Source organism: Mesorhizobium sp. M0968 (assembly GCF_040319065.1).
Taxonomy (GTDB): Bacteria; Pseudomonadota; Alphaproteobacteria; order Rhizobiales; family Rhizobiaceae; genus Mesorhizobium.
The window spans coordinates 15277-41837 of the sequence record NZ_JAMYNL010000035.1 but is presented as its reverse complement, the minus strand read 5'-3'; the positions used below and the strand labels follow the sequence as shown (position 1 = coordinate 41837).

25 protein-coding genes are annotated in these 26561 nt (G+C 63.0%); 10 read left to right on the top strand and 15 right to left on the bottom strand.

The window, feature by feature from the left end; all coding sequences use genetic code 11:
• Positions 1-228: 228 nt before the first annotated feature.
• Positions 229-1128 carry an HNH endonuclease gene (locus NKH67_RS30595; protein ID WP_352474992.1) on the bottom strand — a complete coding sequence of 300 codons (900 nt, stop codon included), beginning with the start codon at positions 1126-1128 and terminating at the stop codon, positions 229-231.
• A gap of 476 nt (positions 1129-1604) precedes the next feature.
• On the opposite strand from NKH67_RS30595, the gene NKH67_RS30590 reads away from it, so the two are divergent.
• The gene (locus NKH67_RS30590; protein WP_352474993.1) at positions 1605-3347 is read left to right on the top strand and encodes an adenylate/guanylate cyclase domain-containing protein; all 1743 of its coding nucleotides are present in this window, start codon (positions 1605-1607) and stop codon (positions 3345-3347) included.
• A gap of 213 nt (positions 3348-3560) precedes the next feature.
• On the top strand, positions 3561-4097 hold the full coding sequence (locus NKH67_RS30585; RefSeq protein ID WP_352474994.1) for a dihydrofolate reductase family protein: 537 nt from the start codon (positions 3561-3563) through the stop codon (positions 4095-4097).
• Between the two features lie 187 nt (positions 4098-4284).
• On the opposite strand, the gene NKH67_RS30580 is transcribed toward NKH67_RS30585, so the two are convergent.
• On the bottom strand, positions 4285-5190 hold the full coding sequence (locus NKH67_RS30580) for a LysR family transcriptional regulator (protein WP_352474996.1): 906 nt from the start codon (positions 5188-5190) through the stop codon (positions 4285-4287).
• Positions 5191-5220: 30 nt separating this feature from the next.
• Positions 5221-5352, bottom strand: a complete 132-nt coding sequence (locus NKH67_RS30575; protein WP_352474997.1) for a hypothetical protein — start codon at positions 5350-5352, stop codon at positions 5221-5223.
• On the opposite strand from NKH67_RS30575, the gene NKH67_RS30570 reads away from it, so the two are divergent.
• Complete coding sequence (locus NKH67_RS30570) at positions 5330-6226, top strand: MBL fold metallo-hydrolase (RefSeq protein WP_352474998.1); 897 nt, start codon at positions 5330-5332, stop codon at positions 6224-6226. The genes NKH67_RS30575 and NKH67_RS30570 overlap by 23 nt on opposite strands.
• A gap of 89 nt (positions 6227-6315) precedes the next feature.
• Here NKH67_RS30570 and NKH67_RS30565 read toward each other — a convergent pair whose 3' ends face one another.
• From NKH67_RS30565 to NKH67_RS30545, 5 genes are all read right to left on the bottom strand, one after another.
• Positions 6316-7185: a patatin-like phospholipase family protein gene (locus NKH67_RS30565; protein ID WP_352475000.1), complete on the bottom strand. Its 870-nt coding sequence runs from the start codon at positions 7183-7185 to the stop codon at positions 6316-6318.
• 270 nt (positions 7186-7455) lie between these two features.
• Positions 7456-8808, bottom strand: a complete 1353-nt coding sequence (locus tag NKH67_RS30560; RefSeq protein WP_352475006.1) for a M16 family metallopeptidase — start codon at positions 8806-8808, stop codon at positions 7456-7458.
• 190 nt (positions 8809-8998) lie between these two features.
• Positions 8999-10363, bottom strand: a complete 1365-nt coding sequence (locus tag NKH67_RS30555; protein WP_352503364.1) for a M16 family metallopeptidase — start codon at positions 10361-10363, stop codon at positions 8999-9001.
• Positions 10364-10460: 97 nt separating this feature from the next.
• The gene (rsmD, locus tag NKH67_RS30550) at positions 10461-11015 is read right to left on the bottom strand and encodes a 16S rRNA (guanine(966)-N(2))-methyltransferase RsmD (RefSeq protein ID WP_352475003.1); all 555 of its coding nucleotides are present in this window, start codon (positions 11013-11015) and stop codon (positions 10461-10463) included.
• Positions 10996-12900, bottom strand: coding sequence for a pseudouridine synthase (locus NKH67_RS30545; RefSeq protein WP_353032529.1), 1905 nt, complete (start codon positions 12898-12900; stop codon positions 10996-10998). The genes rsmD and NKH67_RS30545 overlap by 20 nt, the downstream gene beginning before the upstream one ends.
• A gap of 76 nt (positions 12901-12976) precedes the next feature.
• On the opposite strand from NKH67_RS30545, the gene NKH67_RS30540 reads away from it, so the two are divergent.
• Positions 12977-13429: a nucleoside deaminase gene (locus NKH67_RS30540; RefSeq protein ID WP_352474534.1), complete on the top strand. Its 453-nt coding sequence runs from the start codon at positions 12977-12979 to the stop codon at positions 13427-13429.
• A gap of 83 nt (positions 13430-13512) precedes the next feature.
• On the opposite strand, the gene NKH67_RS30535 is transcribed toward NKH67_RS30540, so the two are convergent.
• Both NKH67_RS30535 and ileS read right to left on the bottom strand, forming a co-directional pair.
• Positions 13513-14193: a hypothetical protein gene (locus tag NKH67_RS30535; RefSeq protein ID WP_352453465.1), complete on the bottom strand. Its 681-nt coding sequence runs from the start codon at positions 14191-14193 to the stop codon at positions 13513-13515.
• 195 nt (positions 14194-14388) lie between these two features.
• Positions 14389-17379, bottom strand: coding sequence for an isoleucine--tRNA ligase (gene ileS, locus NKH67_RS30530; protein WP_352474532.1), 2991 nt, complete (start codon positions 17377-17379; stop codon positions 14389-14391).
• Between the two features lie 42 nt (positions 17380-17421).
• Here ileS and NKH67_RS30525 point away from each other — a divergent pair, with 42 nt between their 5' ends.
• The 3 genes from NKH67_RS30525 (at position 17422) to NKH67_RS30515 (ending at position 18504) form a co-directional block, all read left to right on the top strand.
• Positions 17422-17607 carry a hypothetical protein gene (locus NKH67_RS30525; RefSeq protein ID WP_352474531.1) on the top strand — a complete coding sequence of 62 codons (186 nt, stop codon included), beginning with the start codon at positions 17422-17424 and terminating at the stop codon, positions 17605-17607.
• An 85-nt stretch (positions 17608-17692) separates the two neighbouring features.
• Positions 17693-18067 carry an Xre family toxin-antitoxin system antitoxin gene (locus tag NKH67_RS30520; protein ID WP_254817430.1) on the top strand — a complete coding sequence of 125 codons (375 nt, stop codon included), beginning with the start codon at positions 17693-17695 and terminating at the stop codon, positions 18065-18067.
• Positions 18068-18069: 2 nt separating this feature from the next.
• Complete coding sequence (locus NKH67_RS30515; protein WP_254817429.1) at positions 18070-18504, top strand: RES family NAD+ phosphorylase; 435 nt, start codon at positions 18070-18072, stop codon at positions 18502-18504.
• A 16-nt stretch (positions 18505-18520) separates the two neighbouring features.
• Here the strand turns inward: NKH67_RS30515 and NKH67_RS30510 are convergent, their stop codons facing one another.
• The 3 genes from NKH67_RS30510 to NKH67_RS30500 all read right to left on the bottom strand — a co-directional run bounded on the left by NKH67_RS30510 (position 18521) and on the right by NKH67_RS30500 (position 20676).
• Positions 18521-19324 (bottom strand): MipA/OmpV family protein, encoded by an 804-nt coding sequence (locus tag NKH67_RS30510; RefSeq protein ID WP_352453469.1) that lies wholly within the window; start codon positions 19322-19324, stop codon positions 18521-18523.
• Positions 19325-19522: 198 nt separating this feature from the next.
• On the bottom strand, positions 19523-20428 hold the full coding sequence (locus NKH67_RS30505) for an alpha/beta hydrolase (protein ID WP_352503366.1): 906 nt from the start codon (positions 20426-20428) through the stop codon (positions 19523-19525).
• Positions 20425-20676: a hypothetical protein gene (locus NKH67_RS30500; RefSeq protein ID WP_352503367.1), complete on the bottom strand. Its 252-nt coding sequence runs from the start codon at positions 20674-20676 to the stop codon at positions 20425-20427. Before NKH67_RS30500 ends, NKH67_RS30505 begins: the two co-directional genes overlap by 4 nt.
• Before the next feature lie 334 nt (positions 20677-21010).
• Between NKH67_RS30500 and NKH67_RS30495 the strand changes: the two genes are divergently transcribed.
• Complete coding sequence (locus NKH67_RS30495) at positions 21011-21565, top strand: HdeD family acid-resistance protein (RefSeq protein ID WP_352474525.1); 555 nt, start codon at positions 21011-21013, stop codon at positions 21563-21565.
• A gap of 78 nt (positions 21566-21643) precedes the next feature.
• On the opposite strand, the gene NKH67_RS30490 is transcribed toward NKH67_RS30495, so the two are convergent.
• Both NKH67_RS30490 and NKH67_RS30485 read right to left on the bottom strand, forming a co-directional pair.
• The gene (locus tag NKH67_RS30490) at positions 21644-22627 is read right to left on the bottom strand and encodes a bifunctional riboflavin kinase/FAD synthetase (RefSeq protein ID WP_352503368.1); all 984 of its coding nucleotides are present in this window, start codon (positions 22625-22627) and stop codon (positions 21644-21646) included.
• A 9-nt stretch (positions 22628-22636) separates the two neighbouring features.
• Positions 22637-23497 carry a TIGR01459 family HAD-type hydrolase gene (locus tag NKH67_RS30485; protein ID WP_352503369.1) on the bottom strand — a complete coding sequence of 287 codons (861 nt, stop codon included), beginning with the start codon at positions 23495-23497 and terminating at the stop codon, positions 22637-22639.
• A gap of 339 nt (positions 23498-23836) precedes the next feature.
• Here NKH67_RS30485 and NKH67_RS30480 point away from each other — a divergent pair, with 339 nt between their 5' ends.
• Entirely contained in the window at positions 23837-25804 is a 1968-nt protein-coding gene (locus tag NKH67_RS30480) for a pilus assembly protein TadG-related protein (protein WP_502893833.1), read from the top strand.
• 119 nt (positions 25805-25923) lie between these two features.
• Positions 25924-26556: a LysE family translocator gene (locus NKH67_RS30475; protein ID WP_352503371.1), complete on the top strand. Its 633-nt coding sequence runs from the start codon at positions 25924-25926 to the stop codon at positions 26554-26556.
• Positions 26557-26561 lie beyond the last annotated feature (5 nt).

Below are 26561 nucleotides of genomic sequence, written 5' to 3'. Positions count from 1 at the left end.
CAACGGCTTTGGCAGCGTCGCTCGACAGGGCTGGGACATCATGACGGAGTCGCGTTAGACATTCCAGCGAGACGAAGGCCATGAATTCGGGACGTGGGTCAGAATTCCCCGTGGTCTTGCTTTGGTAATGTCCAGGAAGGGGCGCATTGCTGCCATTCGCAACGAGAGAATGAAGGCCTCCGACGAGTCAGAAGTGCCCACCAACACGCTCCCACGCCGACGGTGCTTTCACTGCTTGTAGCAGTGCTCGCGGTGCCATTGTAGGAAATGAGGATGCGGGCGTTCAAAATGTCGACTGGGCGTAAGTGCTCGACCGGTTTTGTTTATGAATCCCTGCACGCTGTCGAGATCGTTGACCTGCCGGGAGATCATGATTTCCAAATCGTCGGATAGGCTGATCAACCCGCGATCGAACATCCAATGCGCGGTGCCGGACAATGCGATCCCATTGTTGATGATATCGGGACCATTGGCTTCAACCGGTCGAACATGCGCGGCGGAGACCTCCGCTCGGCCGCCGCCGTTTATCAACTTGAGTCCCGTGATCGCACAGCGCTCATCATAGGCGCGCAAGACGATGCGGCGAAAAATACGATCCCGCACGATTCGCGACGCGATGTAACTCACGCGATCACGGCTCTGCTCCAACTCAAATGGCGCCTGCTCGTCTTGAAAGCCAAGCGACGTCCCGATCTCATCAACGCGCGGCAGCAACGACTCATTGCTGCCCAGGCCGAGATCGATAATGCGGTTGAAGTCACTTAGACCGATTGGGCGGACGGCAGATTGGGCGCGACCGGAAATCCGTCCTTCCTCGTTGAGTACACTCTTCTCCACGATGCCATTCGCCCCGTTGAACGAAACAGGATTGGCGAAGTCGAGATAGGTCCCGGGCTCAATCAGAGCGAGGTACATGTCAGGCTTCGCAGGATCGGGGATGACCTGTTGGACTTTGGCTATGGCGAAATAGCCGCGGCTCTCTTCTACCTTGCTGGGCTCATAATAGATGATCCAGTCGCCTACGCATGCTTCGACGCGGCGCAGATACTGGCTAGGAAACTGGTATTGCTCAGCGGGGCGGTCGTTGTAGATCGAATCTGACCGGTGAATGAAGACCCCGAATCCCATGATCTTTTTACAGTTCGTTTTTTGGAGATATCTGCCTCAGATACCAATCCGATCTTGGGAGCTTAGTCCAGGTCGGAGAAGTTTTTCCCCACAGTATCGGTCTTTGGGAGCGAATAAGCGAATAGGGAAAGCCCTCCCCTTGAAAATGCGCGGCGCTAGTTGACGGTGCAGTTCGCACAAGACCCGCACGGCCCGTCCCGACAGAAAGGAACCCGCCATGCGAAAACTCATCGTCACCGAATTCATCAGCCTCGACGGATCGCCGAGGTCGAGAAGCTGCCGAGCGTGGCCTGGCGCGCCGAATGGCGTCGCTCTCCCGCGATTGATGCGATCGAGTTCGCAGCCACCTGGCGGAAGGCGGAAGGTTTGATCCGCCCTTTGTTGCTGCTGCGTAGAAGACGTCTTGATTCAGCCACAAGCCCAAATTGCTGGATTTGGCAGCCCAGGAAGGATAGGCTTGGTTTTTGGTTCAAGTGATGGAACAGAGACTAGCCGCAATTCTGGCTGCCGATATGGCGGGCTACAGTCGGCTGATGGAGGCCGACGAATCCGGCACGCTCGCACGCCTTCGGACCCATCGCATAGAACTGGTCGATCCCGCCATCGCGAAGAACAAGGGCCGGATCATCAAAACCACCGGAGACGGCATGCTCGTTGAGTTCCAGAGCGTGACCGATGCCGTGAAATGCGCCGTGGAGATCCAACAGCGCATGAAACGGCGCAATTCGGATGTGCCGCAAGAACGGCGTATCGAATTCAGGATCGGCATAAATCTCGGTGACATCATTTTCGACGATGAGGACATTTTCGGCGACGGCGTCAATATTGCCTCGCGTATCGAGCAACTCGCCGACGTCGGCGGTATCTGCGTGACCGCAGCGGTGGCGACCCAAATTGCCGACCGTCTCGAAATTGCCATGGAGGACCTGGGCGAGAAGACGTTAAAGAACATCAGCCGCCCGGTTCGCCTCTATCGCGTTGGGTTTGATAGTTCTGTCCTGCCGGAAGTCGAGGCGAAGCGATCCATCTCGAAACCTTCGATAGTGGTGCTGCCATTCACCAACATGAGCGGCGACCCCGAGCAGGAATTTTTCGCGGACGGACTGACCGAGGACATCATCACCGAACTGTCCCGCCACCATGAGCTGTTCGTCATCTCGCGCAATTCCAGCTTCGTCTACAAGAACCGCGCCGTGAATGTGCGCGAGGTGGCCGAGAAACTCACCGTCCAATACCTGGTGGAGGGAAGCGTCCGCAAGATCGGCGACAGGGTGCGCGTGACGGTTCAGCTCATCGACACGGCGAATGACGCTCATATTTGGGCGGACAAATATGACCGGAAGCTGGACGACATATTCGCGATTCAGGATGAGGTGACCGCGGCGATCGCAGCTACGCTGCCCGGTCGTGTCGAGGCGGCTCAGCGGGACCAGCTCGCGCGGGCGAAACCTGCAAACATGGCCGCGTATGAATGTGTGCTTGCTGCCAAGGTGCTGCATCACCGAAGCACGAATGCGGATAATGAACGCGCGCAAACCTTGATAGAAAGGGCCGTCACGCTCGACCCCGATTATGCCCATGCCCATGCCTGGCGGGCCTGCATTCTTGGCCAGGCCTGGGTCCATAACTGGTGCGAAGACAGGGATGCCATCTGGAACAACATCATGGCAGCGCTGGACAGGGCGCTGGCGCTGGACAACAACGATGCCGATGTCCACCGCATCCTCGCCGCAGTGAACGTGAACAACAACGAGCTGACCACTGCACGCTACCATCAAGAGCGCGCGCTGGCCCTCAATCCCAATTACGACCTCGTGGTGGTGCAGCAAGGCGAGTTATTGACGTGGCTCGGGAGGCCGGAAGAGGGAATTGAATGGATCCGCAAGGCGATGCAGTTGAACCCGCACCACCCGGAGAGGTTCTGGAGCCATCTGGGAAAGGCGCATTTCGCCGCGCGCCAGTATGGCGAGGCGATCGAAGCTTTCATGCATCTGTCAACCATGGACTCGGCTCAGCACGCTTTCGCCGCTGCCTGCTACGGCTGGCTCGGCGACGAAATCGCGGCCGCGGCGCATCTAGGCAAGATCAGAACGCTCGATCCCCAATTCGACCTCGATTCATTTATCGCCACCCTGCACTTTGCCCAGGAGTCTGATGTGCAGCACGTCCGCGAAGGACTGCTGAAAGCCGGTAATTGCCCACCTGTAGCCAGCCCGTAACTACGACCCAGATCCAATCGGCAAAAAAGACCGGCCTCCGATGCGGACCTTGTGGCATGACCGAACGATGGGCAGGTCGGAGAAGCTTTTCCCACGGTATCGGTCTTTGGAAGCGAACAGGGAAAACCCTCCCCCTGAAAAAGCGCCGCGCTAGTTGACGGCGCATGTCGCATAAGGCCCGCGCCATTCGGCCCTGCCAGAAAGGAACCCGCCATGAGAAAACTCATCATCACCGAATTCATCAGCGTCGATGGCATTGCCGAGGTCGAGAAGCTGCCGAGCGTGGCCTGGAACGATGAGATGCAGAAGTTCAAGGACGACGAGCTTGCCGACAGCGGCGCCATGCTGTTGGGGCGCACGACCTATGAGATCTTTGCCGGCTCGTGGCCCAAGGAGACCGGAGACTTCGCCGACCGGTTCAACGCGCTGCCGAAATATGTCGCCTCGACCAGCTTGCAGGCGCTCGACTGGCAGCCGGCCGAGCTGCTGCAGGGCGCGTTGCCGGAAGCGGTCAGAGGGCTGAAGCAAGGCAGCGGCGGCAACATCTATGTGCATGGCAGCCTCAGCGTCGCGCAGGAATTGCTGCGCCACGGCCTGGCCGACCGCATCCGCCTGCTCAGCTACCCCGGTGCCGTCGGCCAGGGCAAGCTGCTGTTCCCGCCCGGCGCGCAATTGCCGCTCGAGCTGATCTCGGCCAGGCAATTCAGCAACGGCGTGGTGGCGCTGGAGTATGCGGCTGGGATGGCGTGATGAGCCAATCTCCCCCCTCGAGGGGGAGATGCCCGGCAGGGCAGAGGGGGGCGTCTCGCGTAATGCGCCAACCCCCACCGACGCAAGAGGCAGGCCGCGCCCGGTCGAACCGACCCCCTCTGGCCTGCCGGCCATCTCCCCCTCAAGGGGGGAGATCGCAGCTTCGTCCATCAGCGCCTCACCCAAGCTACCGCCCCCGCCCGCCTGCCTCCAGCTTCTGCTCGGCCGCGATCAGCATCTCGACAAACCTCGTCACCTTGGGCGGGCGGAAGCGGGCGGCGGGGTAGACCGTGTAGATGCCGCCGGAGGGCAGCCGCCACTCGGGCAGGATCTGCACCAGCCGCCCGGCGGCCAGTTCGTCCCGCACCAAAAAGTCCGGCAGCACCGACAGGCCGGCGCCGGCGCGGACCGCTGCCAGCACTGCCGGCGTTGCGTCGATCGAAATCGTTGCCTGCATGCGCACGGCCTGCTGCTCGTCATCGCCGCGCGAAAATTGCCATAGCAGCGGTTCGCGCAGCGCCATGTTGGCGACGAAGGGCAGCCCGGCGAGGTCTTGCGGTTCGCCGGCGGTGAACCGGCCTGCAAAGCCGGCGCCGCATACCATGAATTGTTGGAAGGTGCCGATGCGCCGGGCCTGCAGGCTGGAAACGGCCAGCCAGCCGACGCGGATGGCCACGTCGATGTGGCCGGAAACCAGGTCGATCGTCTCGTCGCCCAGCGTCAGCTCCACCCGGCAGGCGGGATAGCGCGCGCTGAAGGCGGCGACCACCGGCACCACCGCCGATGTGCCGTAGTCGTTGGACGCGGCGATGCGCAGCGTGCCAGTCGGCTCGGCGGCGGCCTGCGCGAGCTCGTCGAATGCATGCTCGGCCTGCTGCAGGACGTGCAGGCAGCGGGCATGGAACGTTCGGCCGGCCTCGGTCGGATGGACGCGCCGCGTCGTGCGGATCAGCAGCGTCGTTCCGACATCGCGCTCCAGCCGCGCCACCTGCTGGCTGACCACCGCCTTGGTGATGCCCAGCCGCTCGGCGGCCCGCGTGAACGAGCCGGCATCGACCACCGCCGCGAAATAGGCCAGCCGGTTCAGGTTCATGCTTCGCTCATGGCGGAGGCAGTCTCATTGTCAGGCAATGGCATACATTACGTCTATTTTGTCGGCCTTCAATACGCATTCCGCTTTTGCCATCTTGCCGGCATCGAGGCCGCCGAATTCCGGATCCCAGGAGACATCCATGTTCACACGGAGAAGCATCATGAAAACCACCCTCGCCGCCGGCGCTGCCGCGGTCTTTGCTCCCGCCGGGCTTGGCCATGCGGCAGGCGGGCTTTCCTGGAAACATTTCCCCGCCGGGCAAAACGGCTTCTTCCGCGCCCCGGTGCTGGTCTCCGGCGCCGCCGAAGCCGTGCTGATCGATGGCGGTTTCACTTACCCCGACGGCCGGGCCGTGGCCGAGGCGATCAAGGCGACCGGCAAGACGCTCACCACCATCTATGTCAGCCAGTCCGACCCGGACTATTATTTCGGCCTCAAGCCGATCAAGCAGGCGTTCCCGCAGGCACGGGTGATCGCCGCGGCCGAGACGGTGGCCGCCATCAACGGCAATGTCGAAAAGAAGCTCGCCGTCTGGGGGCCGCAACTCAAGGAGAATGGCCCGCAGGCGCTGGCCGACGTCGTCATCCCCGAAGCATTCGACGGCAAGACGCTCAGCGTCGATGGCGAGACCATCGAGATCGTCGCCGCGGAAGGCCTCGCCAACCGGCGCTATCTCTTCGTGCCGTCGCTGAATGCGGTGTTCGGCGGGGTGATGATCTTTGCCGGCGTGCATGTCTGGACCGCCGACACGCCGACCAGGGAACTGCGCGCCGCCTGGCTCGCCAATCTCGAAAAGATCGCGGCGCGCAAGCCGGCAATCGTCGTGCCCGGGCACATGACGCCTGAGGCCGCTACGGACCTTTCAGGCGTCGAGCACACCAAGACCTATCTCATCGCCTTCGAGGAAGAACTGGCCAAGGCCAAGGACGCGGCCGCACTGAAGAGCGCCATGGAAGCCCGCTTCCCCGGCCTCGGCATGGGCGTCGCGCTCGACATCGGCTCCAAGGTTGCCACCGGCGAGATGAAGTGGGGCTGAGATGGCCGCCAATCGCGAGCTGATCCGCGCCACTTACGAAGGATACGCTCATGGTCCAGCGGGCGCTGACGCCGGACGCTTGATTACGGTCATCCGCCGAGACGGTTGGTGCGCTTGCTGGCTTCGGCCTTGGCCCGGGCCTCCACCGCCTTCTCGATCTCGCGCTTCAGCTCGTCCTTGATCGCCACCGTCTCGGCCATCAGCGCCTCGACCTTCATGAAATCGAGCACCCGGTATTTCGAGACGGCCGGCCGGATCAGAATGTCGGGCCGGCTCTGGTTCAGCTTGCTGGCGATGATCGACTGCATCATCAGCTGCGTGGCGCCGAACATCAGGTCGACGGAGGTCGGAAATTTGCGGCCGGCCTCGGTCGGCGCGCCGACCACGTCGACGGCGATGATGATGTCGGCGTCGAGCTCGATCAGGTCGAACGGCACGGGATTGTAGATGCCGCCGTCGATCAGCAGCCTGCCGTCGCGCATCACCGGACGGAACACCGCCGGGATCGCCGCCGAGGCGGCCAGCGCCGAATGCAGCTCGCCTTCGTCGAACACGGCGAGCTTGTGGCCATAAAAGTCCGTTGCCGTCACCTTCAGCGGTATCTTCAATTCGGCGAAGGTCTCGGGAATGGCGTCGGGCAGGAACGCCTTGAGGATGCGCTCGACATTGAACTGGCTGACCCGCAGGCCGCCCTGCATCGCCTCGGCAAAAGTGCCGGGCCGCGCCCGCCACATGCGCGTCGCCACTTCGGCGCGGCGGCCGAGGATCGAGCGCGTATAGTCGTGGATGTCCTTGCCGGTCATGCCCGAGGCCATGCCGGCGCCCATGATGGCGCCGATCGACGAGCCGGCGATTGCTGCCGGCCTTATGCCCAGCTCGTCCAGCGCCTCGATAACATGGATATGCGCCAGCCCACGCGCCCCGCCGCCGCCAAAGGCGATGCCGAAGCTAGGCGCCATTTTGGGTGCCCCATGTGGCGGAGCTATCGAATTTGGGCAAATGCCCCCTCGCCCGGATTGTCGGCAGTTTGCGGTCGTGGCGCGTCTTTCCTTCTCCCCTTGTGGGAGAAGGTGGATCGGCGCGGAGCGCCGAGACGGTTGAGGGGTGTTGGACGGAGCTCGGTCGATGCCAAGCTGGAGCACCCCTCATCCGTCGCCTTCGGCGACACCTTCTCCCACAAGGGGAGAAGGGGGAGCCAACCGGCGCAGGCCAGTGCAGGAAAAGTGGGCTCATCCCTTGCTTCCCAGCTTCGGCCCGACCACCATGACGGCCGGCTCGGCGGAGAGCAGCTTTTTCGCCACCGCTTTCACCTGGTCCAGCGTCACCGCGTTTATCAGGGCGGCGCGGCGCTGCATGTAGTCGATGCCGAGCTTGCCGAGCTGGATCTCGAGCAGCGTTGAGGCGATCGCGCCGGAGGAATTCAGATTGTTGATGGCATAGGCGCCGATCATGTATTTCTTGGTCGCCGCCAGCTCGGCTTCGGTCGGCCCCTCATCGGCCATGCGCTTGACCACGTCGCGCACCACGGCCAGCGTCTCGGCCGCCCTGTCCGCGCGGGTCGAGGTGGTGATGGAAAGCGCCTCGGAGTGCTGGTGGTCGACGAGGTCGGAGCTGACGCTATAGGCCAGGCCGCGCTTCTCGCGCACCTCGTCGAACAGCCGCGAGGTGAAAGTGCCGCCACCGAGGATCTCGTTCATCAGCACCGCGGCGAAGAAATCCGGCGCGTTCCGCTTCACGCCGGGATAGGCGAGTTGCAGCGAGGCCTGCGGCTGGTCGTAAACGACCTCGAGCTGCTGGCCGAGCTTCAGGTCGATGTCGGGAACGGGCGTAAGCGCCTGCTTTTCCGGCAGGCTGCCGAACACCAGATCGAGCTTCTGCCTCAGCGTCTCGGCGTCGATGGCGCCGACCACCGCGACATGCAGGCCGCCGCGGGCGAAATTCGCCTTGTGGAAGGCGCTGAGATCGGCCGGCGTGATCGTCGCGATGCTTTGCCTGGTGCCCTGGTCGGGCCGCGAATAGGGATGCCGGCCGTAGATCGCGTCCAGCCATTTGCGTTGGGCGAGCGTATCGGGATCGCGCTCGTTGGCGATGATGCCGGACAGGATCTGCGCGCGGATGCGGTCGATCGGCACCTGGTCGAAGCGCGGCTGGTTGACCGCCACCCGCAACAGGTCGAAGGCGCCGTCGCGCTGGTCGGCCAGCATGCGCATCGAGCCGTAGATGCCGTCGCGTTGCGCCTCGAAGCTCATCTCTGCACCGACGTCGTCGAGCTTGATCTGGAAGGCCTCGCTGTCGAGGTTGCCGGCACCTTCGTCGAACAGGCCGCTCATCAGGTTGGCAAGCCCTTCCTTACCGGGCGGATCCTGCGTCGCGCCGCCATCGAAAACGAAGCGGATGGCGACGATCGGCACCGAATAATCCTCCACCAGCCAGGCGGCAATGCCCTTCGACGAGGTCACCTCCTGGATGTTCATGGCGGCGCGAGCGGAAAGCGCCGGCAGGAGGAGGAAGACGAGGGAGAGAATGAGGGTGGCCAGAAGAGGGCCGGCGCGCCAATTGCCAAGGTCGGCGCCGCCCCTCATCGCCCTGCCGGGCACTTCTCCCCGTATAGTTACGGGGAGAAGGGGCTGGCCGCTGTCCCGGCGCTCGCTCTGCAAACGCTGAAGATTGACGAAACCGTCGATGGCGGCGCCCCTCTCCCCGTCCCTATACGGGGAGAGGATGCGGGCAGGCAGGTGAGGGGCGGCGCCGACGCTCAAACTCATCATCAAATCAATTCCCAGCCTGGGTTTCGGGAAGCAAATAACCGGTCGTTGCGTGGTCGAGATTGAGATAGCGGGCAGCGACTTCCTTGACCTGGTCGGCGGTGACCTTGCGGATGCGGTCCGGCCATTGCTGGACGTCCTGGACGTTGCCGCCTGTGGCGAGCGTCGAGCCGTAGATGTTGGCCATGTCCTCCTGCTTGTCGCGGGCAAAGATCATCGAACGTACGAAACGGTCCTTGGATTTTTCCAGCTCGTCGCTGGTGACGCCGTCTTTCGCGATGCGGGCGATCTCGGCGTCGACCGCGGCTTCGATGTCGGCAAGCTTGGCATCGCCGCGCGGCGCGCCGTAGACGGTGAAATTGGTGTCGTCGAGCATGGTGCCCTGGAAGAAGGCGCCGGCCTCGGCGGCGATGCCTTGCCTGACGACAAGCTCCTGGTAGAGCCGGCTGCGGTTGCCGCCGCCGAGGATTTCGGACAGCACGTCGAGCGCTTCGGCTTCGCCGGGCTTTGCCGTGTGATAGGACGGGACCACCCATTGCGTGGTGAAGCTCGGCACGCTGACACGCCCGTCGGTCAGCGTCACCGTGCGCCTGGTGTTCTGCTCCGGCTCGACCGGGCGGATGCGCGGTGGCAGATCCGGGCCGCGCGCGATCTTGCCAAAGGTCTTTTCGGCCAGCGCCTTAACCGTTTCCGGCTCGACATCGCCGGCCACCACCAGCACGGCGTTATTGGGTGTATAATATTTGTTGTAGAAAGCCATCGCGTCGGTGCGGTTCAGCTTCTCCATCTCCTGCATCCAGCCGATGACCGGAATGCGGTAGGGCTGGTTCTGCCACAGCGTGGCGTCGATCTCCTCGTCGAGCACCGCCTGCGGATTGCTATCGATGCGGGAGCGGCGCTCCTCGAGGATGACGTCGCGCTCGGTCTTGATGACGTCGTCGTTGAGGATGAGATTGCGCATGCGGTCGGCCTCGAAGCCCATCATCTCACCGAGCGCCTGCGGCACCACCGTCTCGTGAAAGGCGGTGTAGTCGTATGAGGTGAAGGCGTTGTCCGAGCCGCCGATGGCGGCGACGGCACGGTCGAGCTCGCCCGCCGCATGGGTGCTGGTCGCCTTGAACATCAGATGCTCGAAGAAATGGGCAATGCCGGACTTGCCCGGCGGCTCGTCGGCGCTGCCGATCTTGTACCAGACCATATGGGTGACGATGGGGGCGCGGTGATCGGGGACGACGACGACCTCCATGCCGTTGTCGAGCAGGAAATCGGTCACGACGCCATCGTCAGGATTGTTATCCGCCAGAGCCGGCGCGGCCATCACCAGAGCCAGTCCCAAGAGCGTTTCGCGCAGCCATTCAGCCTGAAATGTCATAGATGGCTCCGGTTTGTGGTGGGACGATAGGCGGGGTTGCTGGTCGAGGCAAAGCGAATTGTTCGTCATTTTGAAGGCGCCACCGTGGAAGCCGAACTCAGGCGGCCTCGATGAACCGGATGACCGTCTCGCCATAGTTGCGCTCGTCGACAACCGAAAAGCCCGGCCCTGCCTCGAACGGCGCCGCCGCCGCTTCCTCGACGACGCAGAGCGCGCCAGGGGCGAGCCAACCACCGGCCTTGGCCGAGCGCAACGCACGTTCGCCAAGGCCTTTGCCATAGGGCGGATCGGCGAAGACAAGGCCGAATGCGGCGATGGTGCCCGCCTCGCCCAAGCCCGTCGCGTCGCGGCGGAATATCTTGGTGCGGCCGGTGAGGCCGAAGGCCTCGACATTGGTGCGGATCAGGCCGCGCCCTTCGGCGGATTCTTCGATGAAGACAGCGTAGGAGGCGCCGCGCGACAGCGCTTCGAGGCCGAGCGCGCCGGTGCCGGCGAACAGGTCGAGCACGCGCGCGCCGTCCAGTTTTTCAGGAAAGCGATGCGCCAGCACGTTGAAGACCGCCTCACGCGTGCGGTCGGTGGTCGGGCGGATGGCAAAGGTGCGGGGCGTCGCCAGCGGACGCCCGCGAAACTCACCGCCGACGATCCGCATTGCTTCCCTTCGGGCCGCCGCGCGGCCGGTCGCCACCGCCATCCGGGCGCTCGCCGCGCGGTTTGCCGAACGGCTTTGCACCGCCGCCTTGCGGCTTGCCGCCGGGCTTGCCGTAAGACGGCTTGAACGATGCCTTGCGCGCCTTGTTTTCCGCCGCCTTGGCGGCGTCTGCCTCCGCCCTGCCCTTGCCGATCGGCCGTGCGCCCGGCGCCATCCAGACATTGGCCTTGCGCTGGCCCGGCGGCTCGATCGGCCGCTGCTCGCGTTCGGATTTTTTCCCACCGAAGCCGCCACGAGGCTTGTCGCCGCGGGGTTTGTCCCCGAAGTCGCTGCGTTCAGGTCTGGGGCCACGCTCGCCAAAGCTCTTTTTTGGCCCAAAGGTCCTGTCAGGGCTTGTCGACAGCTTGCCGAGCGCTTCGTCGCGGCTGCCTTCGCGGCGCTTGCGGTTCTTGATCAGGCCGCCCTCGCCGATCGGCCGGCGTTCGCCGTCGCGGGTGAATTTCGGCCGCTCGGGCTCCTCTTCGCGCTCACGCCTGACCGGCTTGTTGGAAAACGGCTTGGCGATATCGGCATCGAAATTGGCGCCGGACTCTTCGACCAGGCGCTCGCCGAGCTGGTCGCGCAGCACGCGGCCCTTGATCTCCAGCACATGGCCTTCCGGCAAATCGTGGAGTTGAAACGGCCCGTAGGAAATGCGGATCAGCCGCGTCACGTCGAGACCGAGCGCGCCCAGGATGTTCCTGACCTCGCGGTTCTTGCCTTCGCGCAGGCCGAGTGTCAGCCAGGCGTTCGAACCCTGCTCGCGGTCGAGCGTCGCCTCGATGGCGCCATAAAAGACACCGTCGACGGCAATGCCTTCGCGCAGCCCTGCAAGCGCGCTTTCCTCGACCTTGCCGTGAACGCGCACGCGGTAGCGTCGCAACCAGCCGGTCGCCGGCAGTTCGAGCACGCGCGACAGGCCACCATCATTGGTGAGCAGCAGCAGGCCTTCGGTGTTGATGTCGAGCCGGCCGATGGTCATCAGCCGCGGCAGCCCGGGCGGCAGCACATCGAAGACGGTCTTGCGGCCTTCGGGATCGCGGTTTGTCGTGACCACGCCGGCCGGCTTGTGGAACAGGAACAGCCTGGTGCGCTCGATCGGCGGGATCTCCATGCCGTCGAGATGGATGATGTCGCCGGGCATGACGTTGAAGGCCGGCGAGGACAACACCTTGCCATTGACCTTGACGCGGCCGGCCGCAATCAGTTCCTCGGCGTCGCGGCGCGAGGCCAGGCCGGCACGCGCCAGCCGCTTGGCAATGCGTTCGCCGGCTTCTTCCGTTGCCTCGACGCGACGCGGGCGCGGCTTGAAGCCGCCTTCCGATGCGGCCTGTGCCGTTTGTGCCCCATGGGGTCGATCGCCGCCAAAATCACGCTTGGGACGGTCGAAGCGCCTCTCGCCGCGCTCGCCTTCGACAGCTGCCGGCCGGTCGCCGCGCGGAGTGTAAGGCTTGCGTGGACCCTCGCGCTGTTCATAAGGCTTGCCTTCCGGACGCGGCCCTTTGCTGAATGGCCGGTCGCCGCCTTTGAAGTCGCGCTTCGGCCGCTCGCCTTCGGCAGCTGCCGGCCGGTCGCCGCGCGGCGCATAAGGCTTGCGTGGACCCTCGCGCTGTTCATATGGCTTGCCTTCCGGACGCGGCCCTTTGCTGAATGGCCGGTCGCCGCCTTTGAAGTCGCGCTTCGGCCGTTCGCCTTCGGTCGCCGCCGGCCGGTCGCCGCGCGGAGCGTAAGGTTTTTTGGCGCCGAAGGACGGCTTGCCGCCCTTGCCGGGAGCGCTATCGCGACCACGCGTCCCTGCCGGCTTCGGGCCGGCCTTGCGCGGGAATTTCTTGTTTTTGTCGTCCATGTGGCCTTTGCTCGTTTGCGCGGGTAGTAACAGGATCGCGCTCTAGTGGCGAGGAGATAATCGGAATGGAAACCGCGTGAAGCGGCAGGATTTCATGGCACTGGCGCTGAAAGAAGCCGAAGCCGCCGCCCAGCGTGGCGAGGTGCCGGTTGGCGCGGTCGTCGTCGGCGGCGATACGGTCGTTGCGAGTGCCGGCAACCGCACCCGCGAGTTTGCCGATCCCACCGCCCATGCCGAGATGCTGGCGATCCGCGAGGCCTGCCGCAAGCTTTCCAGCGAGCGGCTCAGCGGCCACGATCTCTATGTGACGCTGGAGCCGTGCGCCATGTGTGCCGGCGCCATCTCCTTCGCCAGGCTGCGCCGGCTTTATTTCGGCGCTGCGGACGAGAAGGGCGGCGCAGTGGTCAACGGCGTTCGCTTCTTCACGTCACCGACCTGCCACCATGTGCCCGACATCTATCCGGGCATGGCCGAGAACGCCGCAGCAGCATTGCTGAAGGACTTTTTTCGCGAGCGACGCGGAGCCTGATTTTCTGGTCCGGCAGACGGTCCATCCAAGTCAGCCAATCCAGCCAGCCAATCCAGGGCAAGAACGTCTCTGGCGCCGTCAGCCTACCAGGGCAGCCAGTCGAACATGCCGCCGCTCTTACTCTTGGCAGCCGCCTCCCTCTTGAGGCGGCGTTCCTTCTTGTACTCGTCCTCGCCGAGGTCACCCTGCGGCGCGGTGGCGGCGGCAGCGCGGTATTGCACCGGTGGCTCGCTCAGATATCTGCGGGTGGTCGGGTCGCCCTGTTTGCCTTCAGCCCGGCGGCGCATGATTTCCGCGGCGCGGCTCTTGTCCGAATCGGCCGGAGTCCAGGCTGGCGGGTGGCTCGAGCCCGACAGCTTCAGCGCGGCCTTGACCGACGCCGGATCCGTCTGCACGTCATCGATGACCTGCGCCTGGTAGGCCGGGTCGTCCTGATGCAGGGTGGCATCGGCGCGCAGGCGGGCACGGCGCTGCTCCGGCGATTCGGGCCATTCGGCACTCGCCGTCTCGATGCTTTCCTGCGGCGGCGGCAAGACTTCCTTCTGCCCCGGCCCTGGCTTCACCAGTGTGGGGCGCGGCTTGTAGTCGATACTATCCTTGCGCTTGGGTGCGAAGGAAAAAGCCCCGGTGAGGTCGCCGGCAAGCTGCGCGCCCGCGGTCTTGTCGGTCCCGTAAGTGGGCGAGCCCATGCAGCCGGACAAAGCGAGGCCCGATACGACAAGCGGCGCCAGCAGCGCAACGCGCGCGTAAGTTCTCTCGGTCATGCCAAAAAGTCCCACTGTAGACAGCCTCTCGATTGCCGCCGGCCAAAGAAAGGTCCGGTCCCCATCGCCTATGCTCTTCCGACGGAATTCCGGCGACAATTTGTCGTCCGGAGTTTCGCGTGTTTACCTCAACCACTCGTTAAGGGCAACGCGCGGGGGCCGATCGGCCGCCCGCCGTGGCATTTGTGCACCGCCTTAAAGACGGCTCAAAGCCTTCAGCTCATGCAGAACAGCGGCGTCACGGGCCGAAACATCCGGGAATTCCGGATCTGACCCGACATCGGCGGTGTAGCGCCAGGAGCGCGCGCACTTCACCAGGCCACGGTCCTCCGCCTTCTCGACGACCACGGCGACGCCCTTGACGTCGTCGAGGGTAAAGCTGCCCGCCGACGCCTTGCCGTGCACGATTACCAGATCGCTGGTGATCGCCATCTCGGCCATATCGACATCGGCGATCGCCGCTTCGAGCACTGCATCGTCGAGGGTAACGACCGGCACCGCTTCCAGCGAAGAGCCGATGACCTTCTGCGCGCGGGCAATTTCCAGCGCCCCGGTGACGACACGGCGAACCTGCCGAACCTTGCGCCACTTCTCCGCCAGCGCTTCGTTCCTCCAGTCCGCCGGGATTTCCGGGAACTGGTCGAGATGCACGGAGACCGCATCCGGATGACGGTCGAGCCAAGCCTCTTCCATGGTGAAGGGCAGCATCGGCGCCAACCATTTCACCAGGCAGTCGAAGAGATGGCGCACCACCTGCACTGAAGCCTTGCGCTTCACGCTGGAAGGCGCTTCGCAGTAAAGCGCGTCCTTGCGGATGTCGAAATAGAAGGCCGACAGCTCTACCACCATGAAGTCGAGCAGCGCGCGGGTGATGCGCTTGAATTCGAACGCGTCGTAGCCCGAGCGTACGACCTCATCGAGTTCAGCGAGCCGGTGCAGCATCAGCCGCTCCAGTTCAGGCATCTTATCCAGCGGCACCTCCTCGCCATCGTCGTGGGCGAGCGTGCCCAGCATCCAGCGGATGGTGTTGCGCAGCTTGCGGTAGGCGTCGATATTGGTCTGCAGCACGTTCTTGCCGAGCCGCTGGTCTTCCCAATAATCGGTCGTCACCACCCACAGCCGCAAGATGTCGGCGCCGGACTGCCTGATGACGTCCTGCGGCACGACGGTGTTGCCGAGCGACTTCGACATTTTCCGCCCCTCCTCATCCATGGTGAAGCCATGGGTGACGACGGTGTCGTAGGGCGCCCTGCCCCTGGTGCCGCAGCTTTCGAGCAGCGAGGAGTGGAACCAGCCGCGATGCTGATCGGAGCCTTCCAGATAGACGTCGGCCGGCCATTTCAGGTCGGGCCGGTCCTCGAGCGTGAAGGCATGCGTCGAGCCTGAATCGAACCAGACATCGAGGATGTCCATGACCTGCTGCCATTTCGAGGCATCGTGATTGCCGAGGAACCGCTCCGTGGCGCCGGCGGCGAACCAGGCGTCGGCGCCTTCTTTCTCGAAGGCGTCCATGATGCGCCGGTTGACTGCCTCGTCGCGCAGCACATTGCCGTCGGCATCGGCAAAGACGGCGATCGGCACACCCCAGGCGCGCTGGCGCGACAGCACCCAGTCGGGGCGCTCCTCGATCATGGCGCGGATGCGGTTCTGGCCGGCGGCGGGCACGAAGCGGGTATCGTCGATGGCTTTCAGGGCGCGGCTGCGCAGCGTCGTGCCGTCGCCAAGCTCCTTGTCCATATAGACGAACCATTGCGGCGTGTTGCGGAAGATGATCGGCTTCTTCGAGCGCCAGGAATGCGGATAAGAGTGCTTCAGGCGGCCGCGCGCGAACAGCGCGTTGCGCTTGATCAGCTCGTCGATGACAGCCTGGTTGGCGTTGCCCTTCTTGCCATTGTCGTCGATGACGCGCGCCGCTCCACCCTCGCGATCCTGGCCGAAGCCCGGCGCGTCCTTGGTGAAGAAGCCGGCATCGTCGACGGTGAAGGGGATCGCGGTGTCGATGCCACGCTGGCGAAGATCAGAGGCAGCATCCATCCAGGCGTCGAAGTCTTCGCGGCCATGTCCCGGCGCGGTGTGGACGAAACCGGTGCCGGCATCGTCGGTGACGTGATCGCCGGCGAGCATCGGCACGGGGAAATCGTAGCCGCCACCCAGAGCTTTGAGGGGATGCGAAAGCGTAAGGTTTTCAAGCTCTTCGGCGCCAACGCTGCGAAGCCGATTCAGAGTGACCTTGGCCTTCGCGGCAGCGTCGTCCGCAAGCTTCTCGGCAAAGATCAGCTTTTCGCCGGGCTGAGGACCAAAGGCGTTCTCGGCCGCCGTAACCTCGTAGAGACCATAGTTGATGCGCGGCGAGTAGTTGACGGCGCGGTTGCCGGGGATCGTCCACGGCGTCGTCGTCCAGATGACGACGTTGGCATCAAGCAGATCGAGCGACGTCTGCGTCAGCTTGGGATCAAGGGCTGACTGCCCATCCTTGATGTTGATGACCTGGCGAGCGAGGCTGACGACCGGAAACTTCGCCCAGATCGTGTCCGACTCATAGTCCTGGTATTCGACCTCCGCCTCGGCCAGCGCGGTGCGCTCGACCACACTCCACATCACCGGCTTGGAGCCGCGATAGAGCTGGCCGGACATGGCGAATTTCAGCAGCTCGCCGGCGATGCGCGCCTCGGCATGGAAAGCCATCGTCGTATAGGGATTGTCGAAGTCGCCGACGACGCCGAGCCGCTGGAATTCGGAACCCTGCACCTTGATCCAGTGCGCCGCAAACTCACGGCATTCCTGCCGGAACTCGTTGACCGGCACCTCGTCCTTGTTCTTGCCCTTGGCGCGGTACTGCTCCTCGATCTTCCATTCGATCGGCAGGCCGTGGCAATCCCAGCCTGGTACATAGTTCGAGTCATAGCCGCGCATCTGGAACGAGCGGGTGATGACGTCCTTGAGGATCTTGTTCAGTGCGTGGCCGATATGGATGTTGCCATTGGCGTAGGGCGGGCCGTCGTGCAGCACGTATTTTTCGCGGCCGACTGCGTCTTCGCGCAACTTGCGGTAAAGGTCCATGTCCTGCCAGCGCTTGACCAGCAGCGGTTCCTTTTCCGGCAACCCGGCGCGCATCGGGAAATCCGTCTGCGGCAGGTAGAGCGTTTTGGAATAATCGATCGTCTCGGCGGTCTCGGTATCAGTCATTCGTCTGCCATATGCGTTGCCGGCGGCAAAAGAGCCCGGGCGTTGAACTATCATGATCTGGAAAAAGCGCGAGAGGCCGCGCGCAAGATTCCCGGCGGCTCCGGCGGCGGTCAGGCCGCCCGGAGCACCGGGCCTGTAATTCGTATCGCAGGCGCGAGAAGGCGCGAAAAGCTCGTCATGGCTGGGCTTTTAACCGAGACAGGCGATATTGAAAAGCCCGAACTCTGATGCTTCCTTGCGGAAGGTGCCAATTGCGCATACATTTGTAGGCAAATGGCAAGCAGAATGGCCTGCAGTGCCAAGGAAACAATTCATGTCGGTCGCAGCAAGGGCAATTCGCGCAACACACGACTTTTCCGTCCCTACGGACAAGATCGATCATCTGCGCAGTCTGGGTTTCAGTAGCGAAGAACTCTATCGTATCGTTGCCCCCCGCCGCACGCTGGCGCGTCGCAAGGAACATGCCGAGCCGCTTTCGCCAGCTGAATCCGACCGCGCCCTGCGCCTTGAACGCATCGCCGAGCAGGCGGATCGGGTATTCGGTAGCCATGAGAAAGCCCAGCGTTGGCTGAGAAGCGAGATCATAGCATTGGATGGTGCAAGGCCGATCGATCTCCTTGAGACAGAGACCGGCGCCCACGTCGTTTCCGAAGAGCTTATCCGTATCGACTTTGGCATGCTTGCCTGACGATGCGCATCTGGCGCATCTCCAATTTCGCGGATCTCTCGGGTCGTGGCGGAACGCTCGTTGATGGAAGATGGAACAGGCGCGGAATGCCCATCGTCTATTGCACCGACCACCCTTCGACGGCACTGCTGGAGATACTGGTGCATGCGACGCGCGAAACCGTTCCGGAAACCTACCAGCTTATCGAAATCGACGTTCCGGACGGAATAGAAATGACCGAACCGGTTATCCATGACGGCTGGGACAAGGACATGGAATCAACACGGCGACAGGGCACGGACTTTCTCTCGGCCAATCGTTACGCGCTCATGAAAATTCCTTCGATCATAATGCGCAAGGCAAACAACTATCTGCTCAACCCGACCCATGACGATGCGTCACGCATTACGATTGCGGGCCTATACCATTATCCGTTCGACAGCCGTTTGATCAAATGAGCCGACGCCCGCCCGCTCACATCGAGAAATCGAAGCGATAGGTCGTCGACACGCCGATCATGAACTGATCCCTGGAGCCGCGCTCCTTGACCAGGCTGGAATCGGCGGCCGGGCCCATCAGGCGGGAATATTCGCCGAACAGACTGGCCGTCATCGGCTCGGTCACCTTCCAGGTCACTGCGCCGCCCAGGCCCGCCGACTTCACCCCGCCGCCGGGATGATATTCGCTAAGTCCCGAGGCCAGGGACTCCTTGGCATCAACGCCGTAATAGGCGTCGAAATAGTCCGATGAGGCGAACGAAACGCGCGGTCCGGCCGAAATCCTGACGTCGGGCGTCACATCGTAAAAGGCGTCGGCGGCGATGTCGGCGACAAAACCGTTATGGGCGCGAATGCCGTGCCGCAATTCGGCGCGGGCACGCAGCCAATCCAAAGGATAGAATTCGAAGAAGCCGCCAGCCTCGCCGCCCCAGCGCACCGGGTCGAGACCCTTCAATTCGTCGGCGTCACCACCGTCGCGGGAAAACAGGAACTTGCCTGTCAGGCCGGCGCGGACGCCGCCATCGTCGATCAATGCCAATGAAATATTGTCGTTGCGCGAGGTGAAGCGCGCCGCGGGACCAGCCTTGCCGAGCGAGATGATCGGCGAGGCACTGAGCAGGTACTTCTTGCCGCCCTCGAAATTCGGAGCAACCATGCCGGTGGCGCCGACCGTCAGGTACCAGTCTCCGGACAGCCAGCCGAAGGTGCCCTCGCCGGCCTTGGCAACGCCGCAGGTGCCGAGCATGAATGCGGCCAAGATCGTCGGGACAGACCGCATCGTTACTCCATACGTCGAACGCATTGGCCGATACAACCAGCCTTGACTGAAGCCATGGCGCCAGTTCGGTAAAATTTGACTTAATATCCGCAACATTGGCCGCGTTGGCCGGCCTGTTCCGCGTTCCAGTCGATTGTTTGGCGCACCAAGATTCCAGATCAAGTGTTTGGAATACGATAGCAGTTGCCTCGGCAGGGGTTACAAACATTCGCGGACAAACATGCCTGCGCTGTGAAGGGCACGGCGACCGGCGCTCAACCCCGCATTCCAAACCGGCCAAGCGTGAATCATATGCGGCCAAATTTCGAGACCTACTTTAACGTCAGCCGCGCCAGCGGCTTCGGCGAGCCGAGTTGCGTCCGACAACAGCGTCTCGGCCGAACCGGCTTGTATCAGCATTGGGGGAAATCCGCTCAGATCGGCGAACAAGGGCGAGATCAGCGGATCGCGCCGACCAACGCCATTGGGAACATAGGCCGTTGCCAGTTCCTCCAAATACCCCCGGTGGATGATAGGGTCGATTGCGTCCTTGGTTGATAGTGTCGCGCCGGACATCGAAAGGTCCGTCCAGGGCGAAACCAGCCAAAGACATTGCGGCAACGGCTCGCCTGACGTGCGCAATATACTGACCAGGCACAGAGTGAGGTTGCCGCCCGCACTGTCTCCGCCAACCACGATGCGGTCCGACGCGATGCCTTGCCGGCTCAGAAAGCGCCATGCGGTGAGTGCGTCTTCATGTTGCGCAGGGAAAGGATGTTCCGGTGCGCGGCGATAGTCGATCGCGAGGGTGCGTATTCCCATTACCCGACCTGCCTCGGTAACCATTCGACGATGACTTTTAAGGGAGCCGGAGCAGTAGCCACCACCGTGGAAAAAGAGCAGAACCTTATCCCTGTCACTCCCAGGCGCCAGGGACCACTCTCCCTCAAGGCCATCGAAAACCACGCGCTCGCATCGGATGTCCTCCGCGACCGGCCAGACCGAACCGACTTCGTCGAGCCGCGCCCGGCGTTCGTCCCAGCGGACCGTTCGTGGTTTTGACGTCAACAGCCTGCGGACGGCGTTGATCTCTGTCAGATCGAGGTGTTCGTCCACATCGCTCATTTTGCTTCCCCAGTCTTGCCAAGCGCCGAGAAAGGCGAACAGCCAAACGTCATCGACAAGATACCGATTGCCTGCTTGCAAATATAGCGACGAACCAGCGCCACGATCATCTTGCGATCAGTCCGATCAACATCAGCGAGAAATCGCCCGACGTCCGTGCCATATTGGCGGTGCGCTGCCGTGTGAGCCAATTTTCGATTGCTCGACGGTGCAAGGTTCAAAAGAGGGGGAATTCCGATGTCGGACAATTCGTATGCCGGACGCAAGGTTGTGACATGCGGATGCGGATGCGACCGGCGTTGCGCGGCGTTTGGAGGTCTGGCTCGGTATCAAAGCTCGACGTTGCGGCCGCTTTGCGGACAGGAGCTATTCTCCAACTAAACCTCGGCGTGGCCACGGTTTGGCCTGAGGGCGCAAGCCCACGTTTCACGGAAATAAACTCGCAGCGGCTGCTCTTGCCAAAAGCAGGCGTACCGCCGAGCCTGGGTGTGACCCTCACTGCCTGCTCGCTTTACGAGAAGGCACATCGGCGTTACCTTCAAAGCCGACAAAAAAGGCCAAGTAGTCTTGAGGGAGAGGGCGATGACACTGCACGGCGATGCCTTGAAAGATGCGATCAGCCAGACGCGGGCGAAATGGGGATGGTTCGTCGCGCTCGGGGTGCTGCTGCTTGTCTTCGGCGGCATTGCCTTCGGCAATCTGTTCATCGCAACCGTCGCCTCGGTCTTTGTCGTGGGCTGGCTGATGCTGATGGCCGGCATTGTCGAGATCATCCATGCCTTCGGTGTGAAGACATGGGGCCGCTTCTTCTATTGGCTGCTCAGCGGCCTCCTCTATGCCGTCGCCGGCTTCTTCGCGTTCGACAATCCGGTCCTCGCCTCGACGGTGCTGACCTTCCTCCTGGCGGTCGCGCTTCTTGCCTCAGGCGTGCTCAGGGCCTGGGTCGGCTACAGCCACCGGCCGCAGCCCGGCTGGGGCTGGGTGGTCGCGGCCGGCGTCATCAGCGCGCTGGCGGGACTGGTCATCGCCATGGGCTGGCCCGTCAACAGCGTGTGGGTGCTGGGCCTGTTCCTGGCCGTCGACCTGATCTTCCAGGGCTGGAGCTTCATCGCCCTTGGCTTGGCGCTGAAGAGATAAATTCTGGTTGAGCATGATCTTAATCGGAAAACCGGTTCCCACTTTTTGCTTCGCTGACCTTCGGTTCGGGACCATGCTCTAAAAAGCTATGGCCGCGTCCAGCCCGGAAAGCGGCCTGACGCCGGCGAGCAGTGCCTTCGCCTCGGCCTCGTCACGCTTCATCTGGGCGACCAGCGAGTCAAGCCCGTCGAACCTCACCTCCGAGCGCAGGTAGCCGAAGAAGGACACGGCACAAATCTCGCCGTAGAGGTCGCCGGAAAAGTCGAAGACGAAGGTCTCCAGCAATGGCGCGCCATTGTCGTCGACCGTCGGCCGGCGGCCGAAGCTGGCGACGCCATCGTGAAGCGAACCGTCGGCGCGGCGGAAGCGGACGGCATAAATCCCTTCCTTGAGGGTGGCTTCCGGCGAAAGCCTCATGTTTGCGGTGGGAAAGCCGAGTGTCCGGCCGAGCTGCTGGCCGCCGATCACCTCCGCCTCGACGGTGAAACGGTAGCCGAGCAAACCGGCGGCCTCGGCCACATTGCCCTCGCACAGCAGCGTGCGTATGCGGCTCGACGACACCACCTCGGCGCTTTCGTCACGAAACGCATCCACCAGCGTGACGCCGAAGCCGTGGCGCTCGCCGGCAGCCATCAGATAGGCCGGGCCGCCCTGGCGGTCCTTGCCGAAATGGAAATCGAAGCCGGTGACGGCGTGGCTTATGCCGAGATTGCGCTCGAGCACGCCGGTGACGAAAGCCTCCGCCGACAAGGCGGCGAACTCGCGTGTGAACGGCTGCTCGACCAGCGCCGCAAAGCCCAGATGCGACAACAGCCGTGCCTTCATCGGCGGCGGCGTCAGCACGAACAACGGCATGTCCGGCCTGAACACCTTTCGCGGATGCGGTACGAAGGTCAGCACCAGGGCGGGTACGCCTCGACGCTCCGCTTCGGCGCGCGCGCGTTCGAGCACCGCCTGGTGGCCGCGGTGGACGCCGTCGAAATTGCCGATAGCCACCACGCCGCCGCGCAGATGGGCCGGCAGCGGTGCGGTTGCGGAAATGCGTTCGAACATTGCCGTCATGGCTTGAACCTATTGCAGCCTGGGAATCACCGCGACCGGCCTGTAGCCATATTTTTCCAGGAAGGCCGCGAGCCTGGCCGGATCCGGCTGCAGCGTCTCACCGTAATCACGGGCATGGATGCCGCCCGATACGTAGAGCACGTCGAAGCCATTGTCGGCCGCGCCCTTGATGTCGGTCATCATGCCGTCGCCGATGGCCAGAACTTGCGAACGCTCGACCGGGCGGCCGAGAATGACGGCGATCTCCTTCATGGCGACATCATAGACCGGCGCGTAGGGTTTGCCGGCGATCAGCGTGCGTCCGCCAAGCTGTGCGTATTCGCGGGCCAAAGCGCCCGCGCACCAGATCATGCGTTCGCCGCGCTCGACGACGATGTCGGGATTGGCGCAAATGAAGGGCAGGTTCCTGGCACGCAGCCGCAGCAGAAGATCGGCATAATCCTCCGGCTTCTCCACCTCGTCATCGAACAGGCCAGTGCAGACCACGCCGGATGCTTCGAACTCCTCGACGAGTTCGACGTCGAGGCCCTCATAGAGCGTGAAATCCCGATCGGCGCCTATGTGGAAGATCTTTCGCGGCCCTTCCGCGATCAGGTCGCGGGTAACGTCGCCGGACGTCACGACACGGTCGTAGGCGGCGGGAGGAACGCCGATGGCGTTCATCTGCGCCACCACGTCGGCGCTGCGACGCGGCGAATTGGTGATCAGCACGACAGGTATTTTCGCCGCGCGAGCAGCGATCAGCGCGGCAGCCGCCGCCGGGAAATGCCATTCGCCGTTGTGCACCACGCCCCAGACGTCGCACAGGATGGCTGAATAGGCTCCCGACAAGTCTGCGAGCGAACCGATGATGTCGGGCGAATCCGCCATGCCGTTGTCCCTGTACCATGATGCTTGCAAGCGCCGCGACCGACGGTCCGCCGCGACCGGCTGGGATTAACCGAAGCGCTTCACCCTGTCACCAGCTTTCATAGCGCCGCAAGATTGTCGCACGGGGACGCCGGCGAGCACGCGATGGTGAAAGCTTTTCTTTTCCAGCGCCTTATCCCCCTTTTTTAGAAGCTTTGCCGCGGGAAGCTCGGAGCAGCATTGCCGATTGCGGACGCGTGGTTAACAGGGATTGAAAACCCGTACCGGCCTTGAACGTATTTCAGCAATCGGAAATTTAAAAATGCGTGGCATCGTCCGGGAAAAATGGGGCGGGCGGGAATGCTGAAGGCAATAGTCGGAGAATTCCGACACGACAGACGTGGCAACTACTCGTTAATGACTGCAATCACCATTGTGCCGCTGATGGCCGGTCTGGCGCTCAGTGTCGACTACGGGGAGTTGCTGCGCCAAAAGCACGAAACGCTGAACGCCCTTGATGCGGCCGGCCTCGCCGCCGCCCAGCAGATCGTTGCCGGCGCCAGCGACGACGACGTCAAGGCCTACGCCAAGACATTTTTCGAAACCAATCTCGCACGTATCGACCCGGCGAATACAGCGCTGACCGTCACGCTGCCCAACAACAATGCCGGCGGCGGCACCTTGAAGCTCTGCGCCAGCCTCACCTTCCATCCCTATTTTCTACCGGCCGCCAGCCTGCTGATCGGCGGCACGGCAAGCGACACGACCTTCACCGAATGTTCGGAACTCCGCCTCAAGAACACCCTCGAAGTCGCGCTTGTGCTGGATAATTCCGGCTCGATGAGTGATCTCGGCTCCGGCACCGGCGAGAAGCGAATAAACCTGCTGAAGTCGGCCGCCAAGCAGCTTGTCGATACGCTGGCGCTTCAGGCGCAGCAGATGAAGCAGATCACCAAACCGGTGCAGTTTTCTCTCGTGCCGTTTGCGGCCTCGGTCAATGTCGGCCCTACCCACGACCAGGACGGCTGGATGGATCAGGACGGCATCTCCCCGATCCAGCACGAGGATTTCGACTGGACGACGATGAGTGCCGCCAACAATCCGGACAAATATGCCGAGAAGCTCAACGGCGTCTGGTACAAGCGCGGCGCCGGCTGGGGCGAGACCAAGGACCAGCCGCTGACCCGTTTCAGCCTCTACGCCGACATGACGGTCGAATCGGGCCGCGAAGAGGTACCCAATTCGAAGCAATATGTCTGCGACACATACAAGAGGAACGGCACCTGTCAGTACGGCCACTGGAGCGCACCGGAATATATCTACACCACAAGCCGCTATGCGAGCTGGCAAGGTTGCGTCGAGGCACGGCCATATCCCTACAATGTCGACGACACCACGCCCGATACAGCCGCGCCGGCCACGCTTTTCGTGCCGATGTTCGCCCCGGATGAGGCTGGCACTCTGTGGCTCGATTTCAACCGTGACGGCATCAACGACGTCATCGGCACGTCCTACAATTACGGCAACAACTGGTGGGCCGATTGGCCCTATGTCGCCGGTCCTACCGCTTCCCAGCGCCAGTCTGACATGCGCAAATATTTCCTGGTAAAACCATACGGTTCGCAATCCGCAGCCGCGGGCGATGGGCCGAATTCCTCCTGCACCACCAACCCGATCACGCCGTTGAAGGACGTCAGCCAGGACGCAGAGAAGCAGGAGATCAAGGACGCCATCGACGCGATGGCGCCGAACGGCAACACCAACGTGCCGGAGGGCCTTGCCTGGGGCTGGCGAACTGTATCGAGCAACCCACCGTTCACCGATGGTCGGCCGAACAGCGAGAGGGGCAACGACAAGGTGGTCGTGGTGCTGACCGACGGAGCCAATACCTATAGCGCCGTCAGCGACAGCAGCTACGCCAACAACAGGTCGACCTACGCCGCCTACGGCTACACTGGCCTGACCTATCCGGGATCTGGAAGCGTAACCCGCCTGTTCATGAATACCAGCACCGATATCGGCAAGACCACCTATACCGGTGCCAACTACACGGCAGCACTCGACGAGCAGATGAAAACGCTCTGCGCCAACGCAAAGAATTCAAATATTCTGGTGATGACGGTGGCGCTCGACCTGTCACCCACAGATGCCGGCGACAAGAAGGCAATCGATGCGCTGAAGGCATGTTCCTCGGATTCGCGCTTCCGCAAGGATCCGGCGGACCCGAGCAAGCCGGCCAAGCTGTTCTGGAATGCGACAGGCGCGACGCTGTCCGACAATTTCAAGGAAATCGCCAACGAATTGTCGAACCTGCGCATCGTCGGCTGAAGGCGATGGGATTGGCGACTAAGGCAGGGGCCCCGGCGCACTGGCGCAAAGGCTCCTGCCCTCATGCCCTTGCGGGTGATGGAAGCATGTGGTGAGTGTCCTCATCCGGAGATGCGCTCTTGCCTGAACCCGCCAACCACCTTGCCTTTGCGCTGGTCTGCCTCGGCATGGTGCTGACGCCCGGCCCAAACATGATCTATCTGATCTCGCGCTCGCTGTCGCAAGGGCCGAAGGCCGGGCTGATCTCGCTGGGCGGTGTGGCGCCCGGTTTTTTGTTCTACGTGCTGTCGGCGGCGTTCGGCATCACCGCGCTGCTGCTCGCCGTGCCCTTTGCCTATGATGTGCTGCGCCTTGCCGGCGCGCTTTATTTGCTGTGGCTCGCCTGGCAAGCGGTGAAGCCCGGTGGGCGCTCGCCCTTCCAGATCCGCGAACTGCCGAAAGACAGACCGTGCAAGCTGTTCGCCATGGGTCTGATGACCAACCTGCTCAACCCGAAGGTGGCAGTGCTCTATCTGTCGCTCCTGCCGCAATTCATCAGCCCCGGCAAGGGCCACGTGCTGTCGCAGCTTCTGGTGCTCGGTGCCACGCAGGTCGCGATCAGCCTGACCGTCAACGCCATCATCGCGGTGACGGCCGGCTCGATCGCCATCTTCCTCGCCGGGCGGCCGCTATGGCTGGTGATCCAGCGCTGGATGATGGGCACGGTACTGACCGCGCTGGCCGTCAAGATGGCAACCGACGCGCAACGCTGATCGGT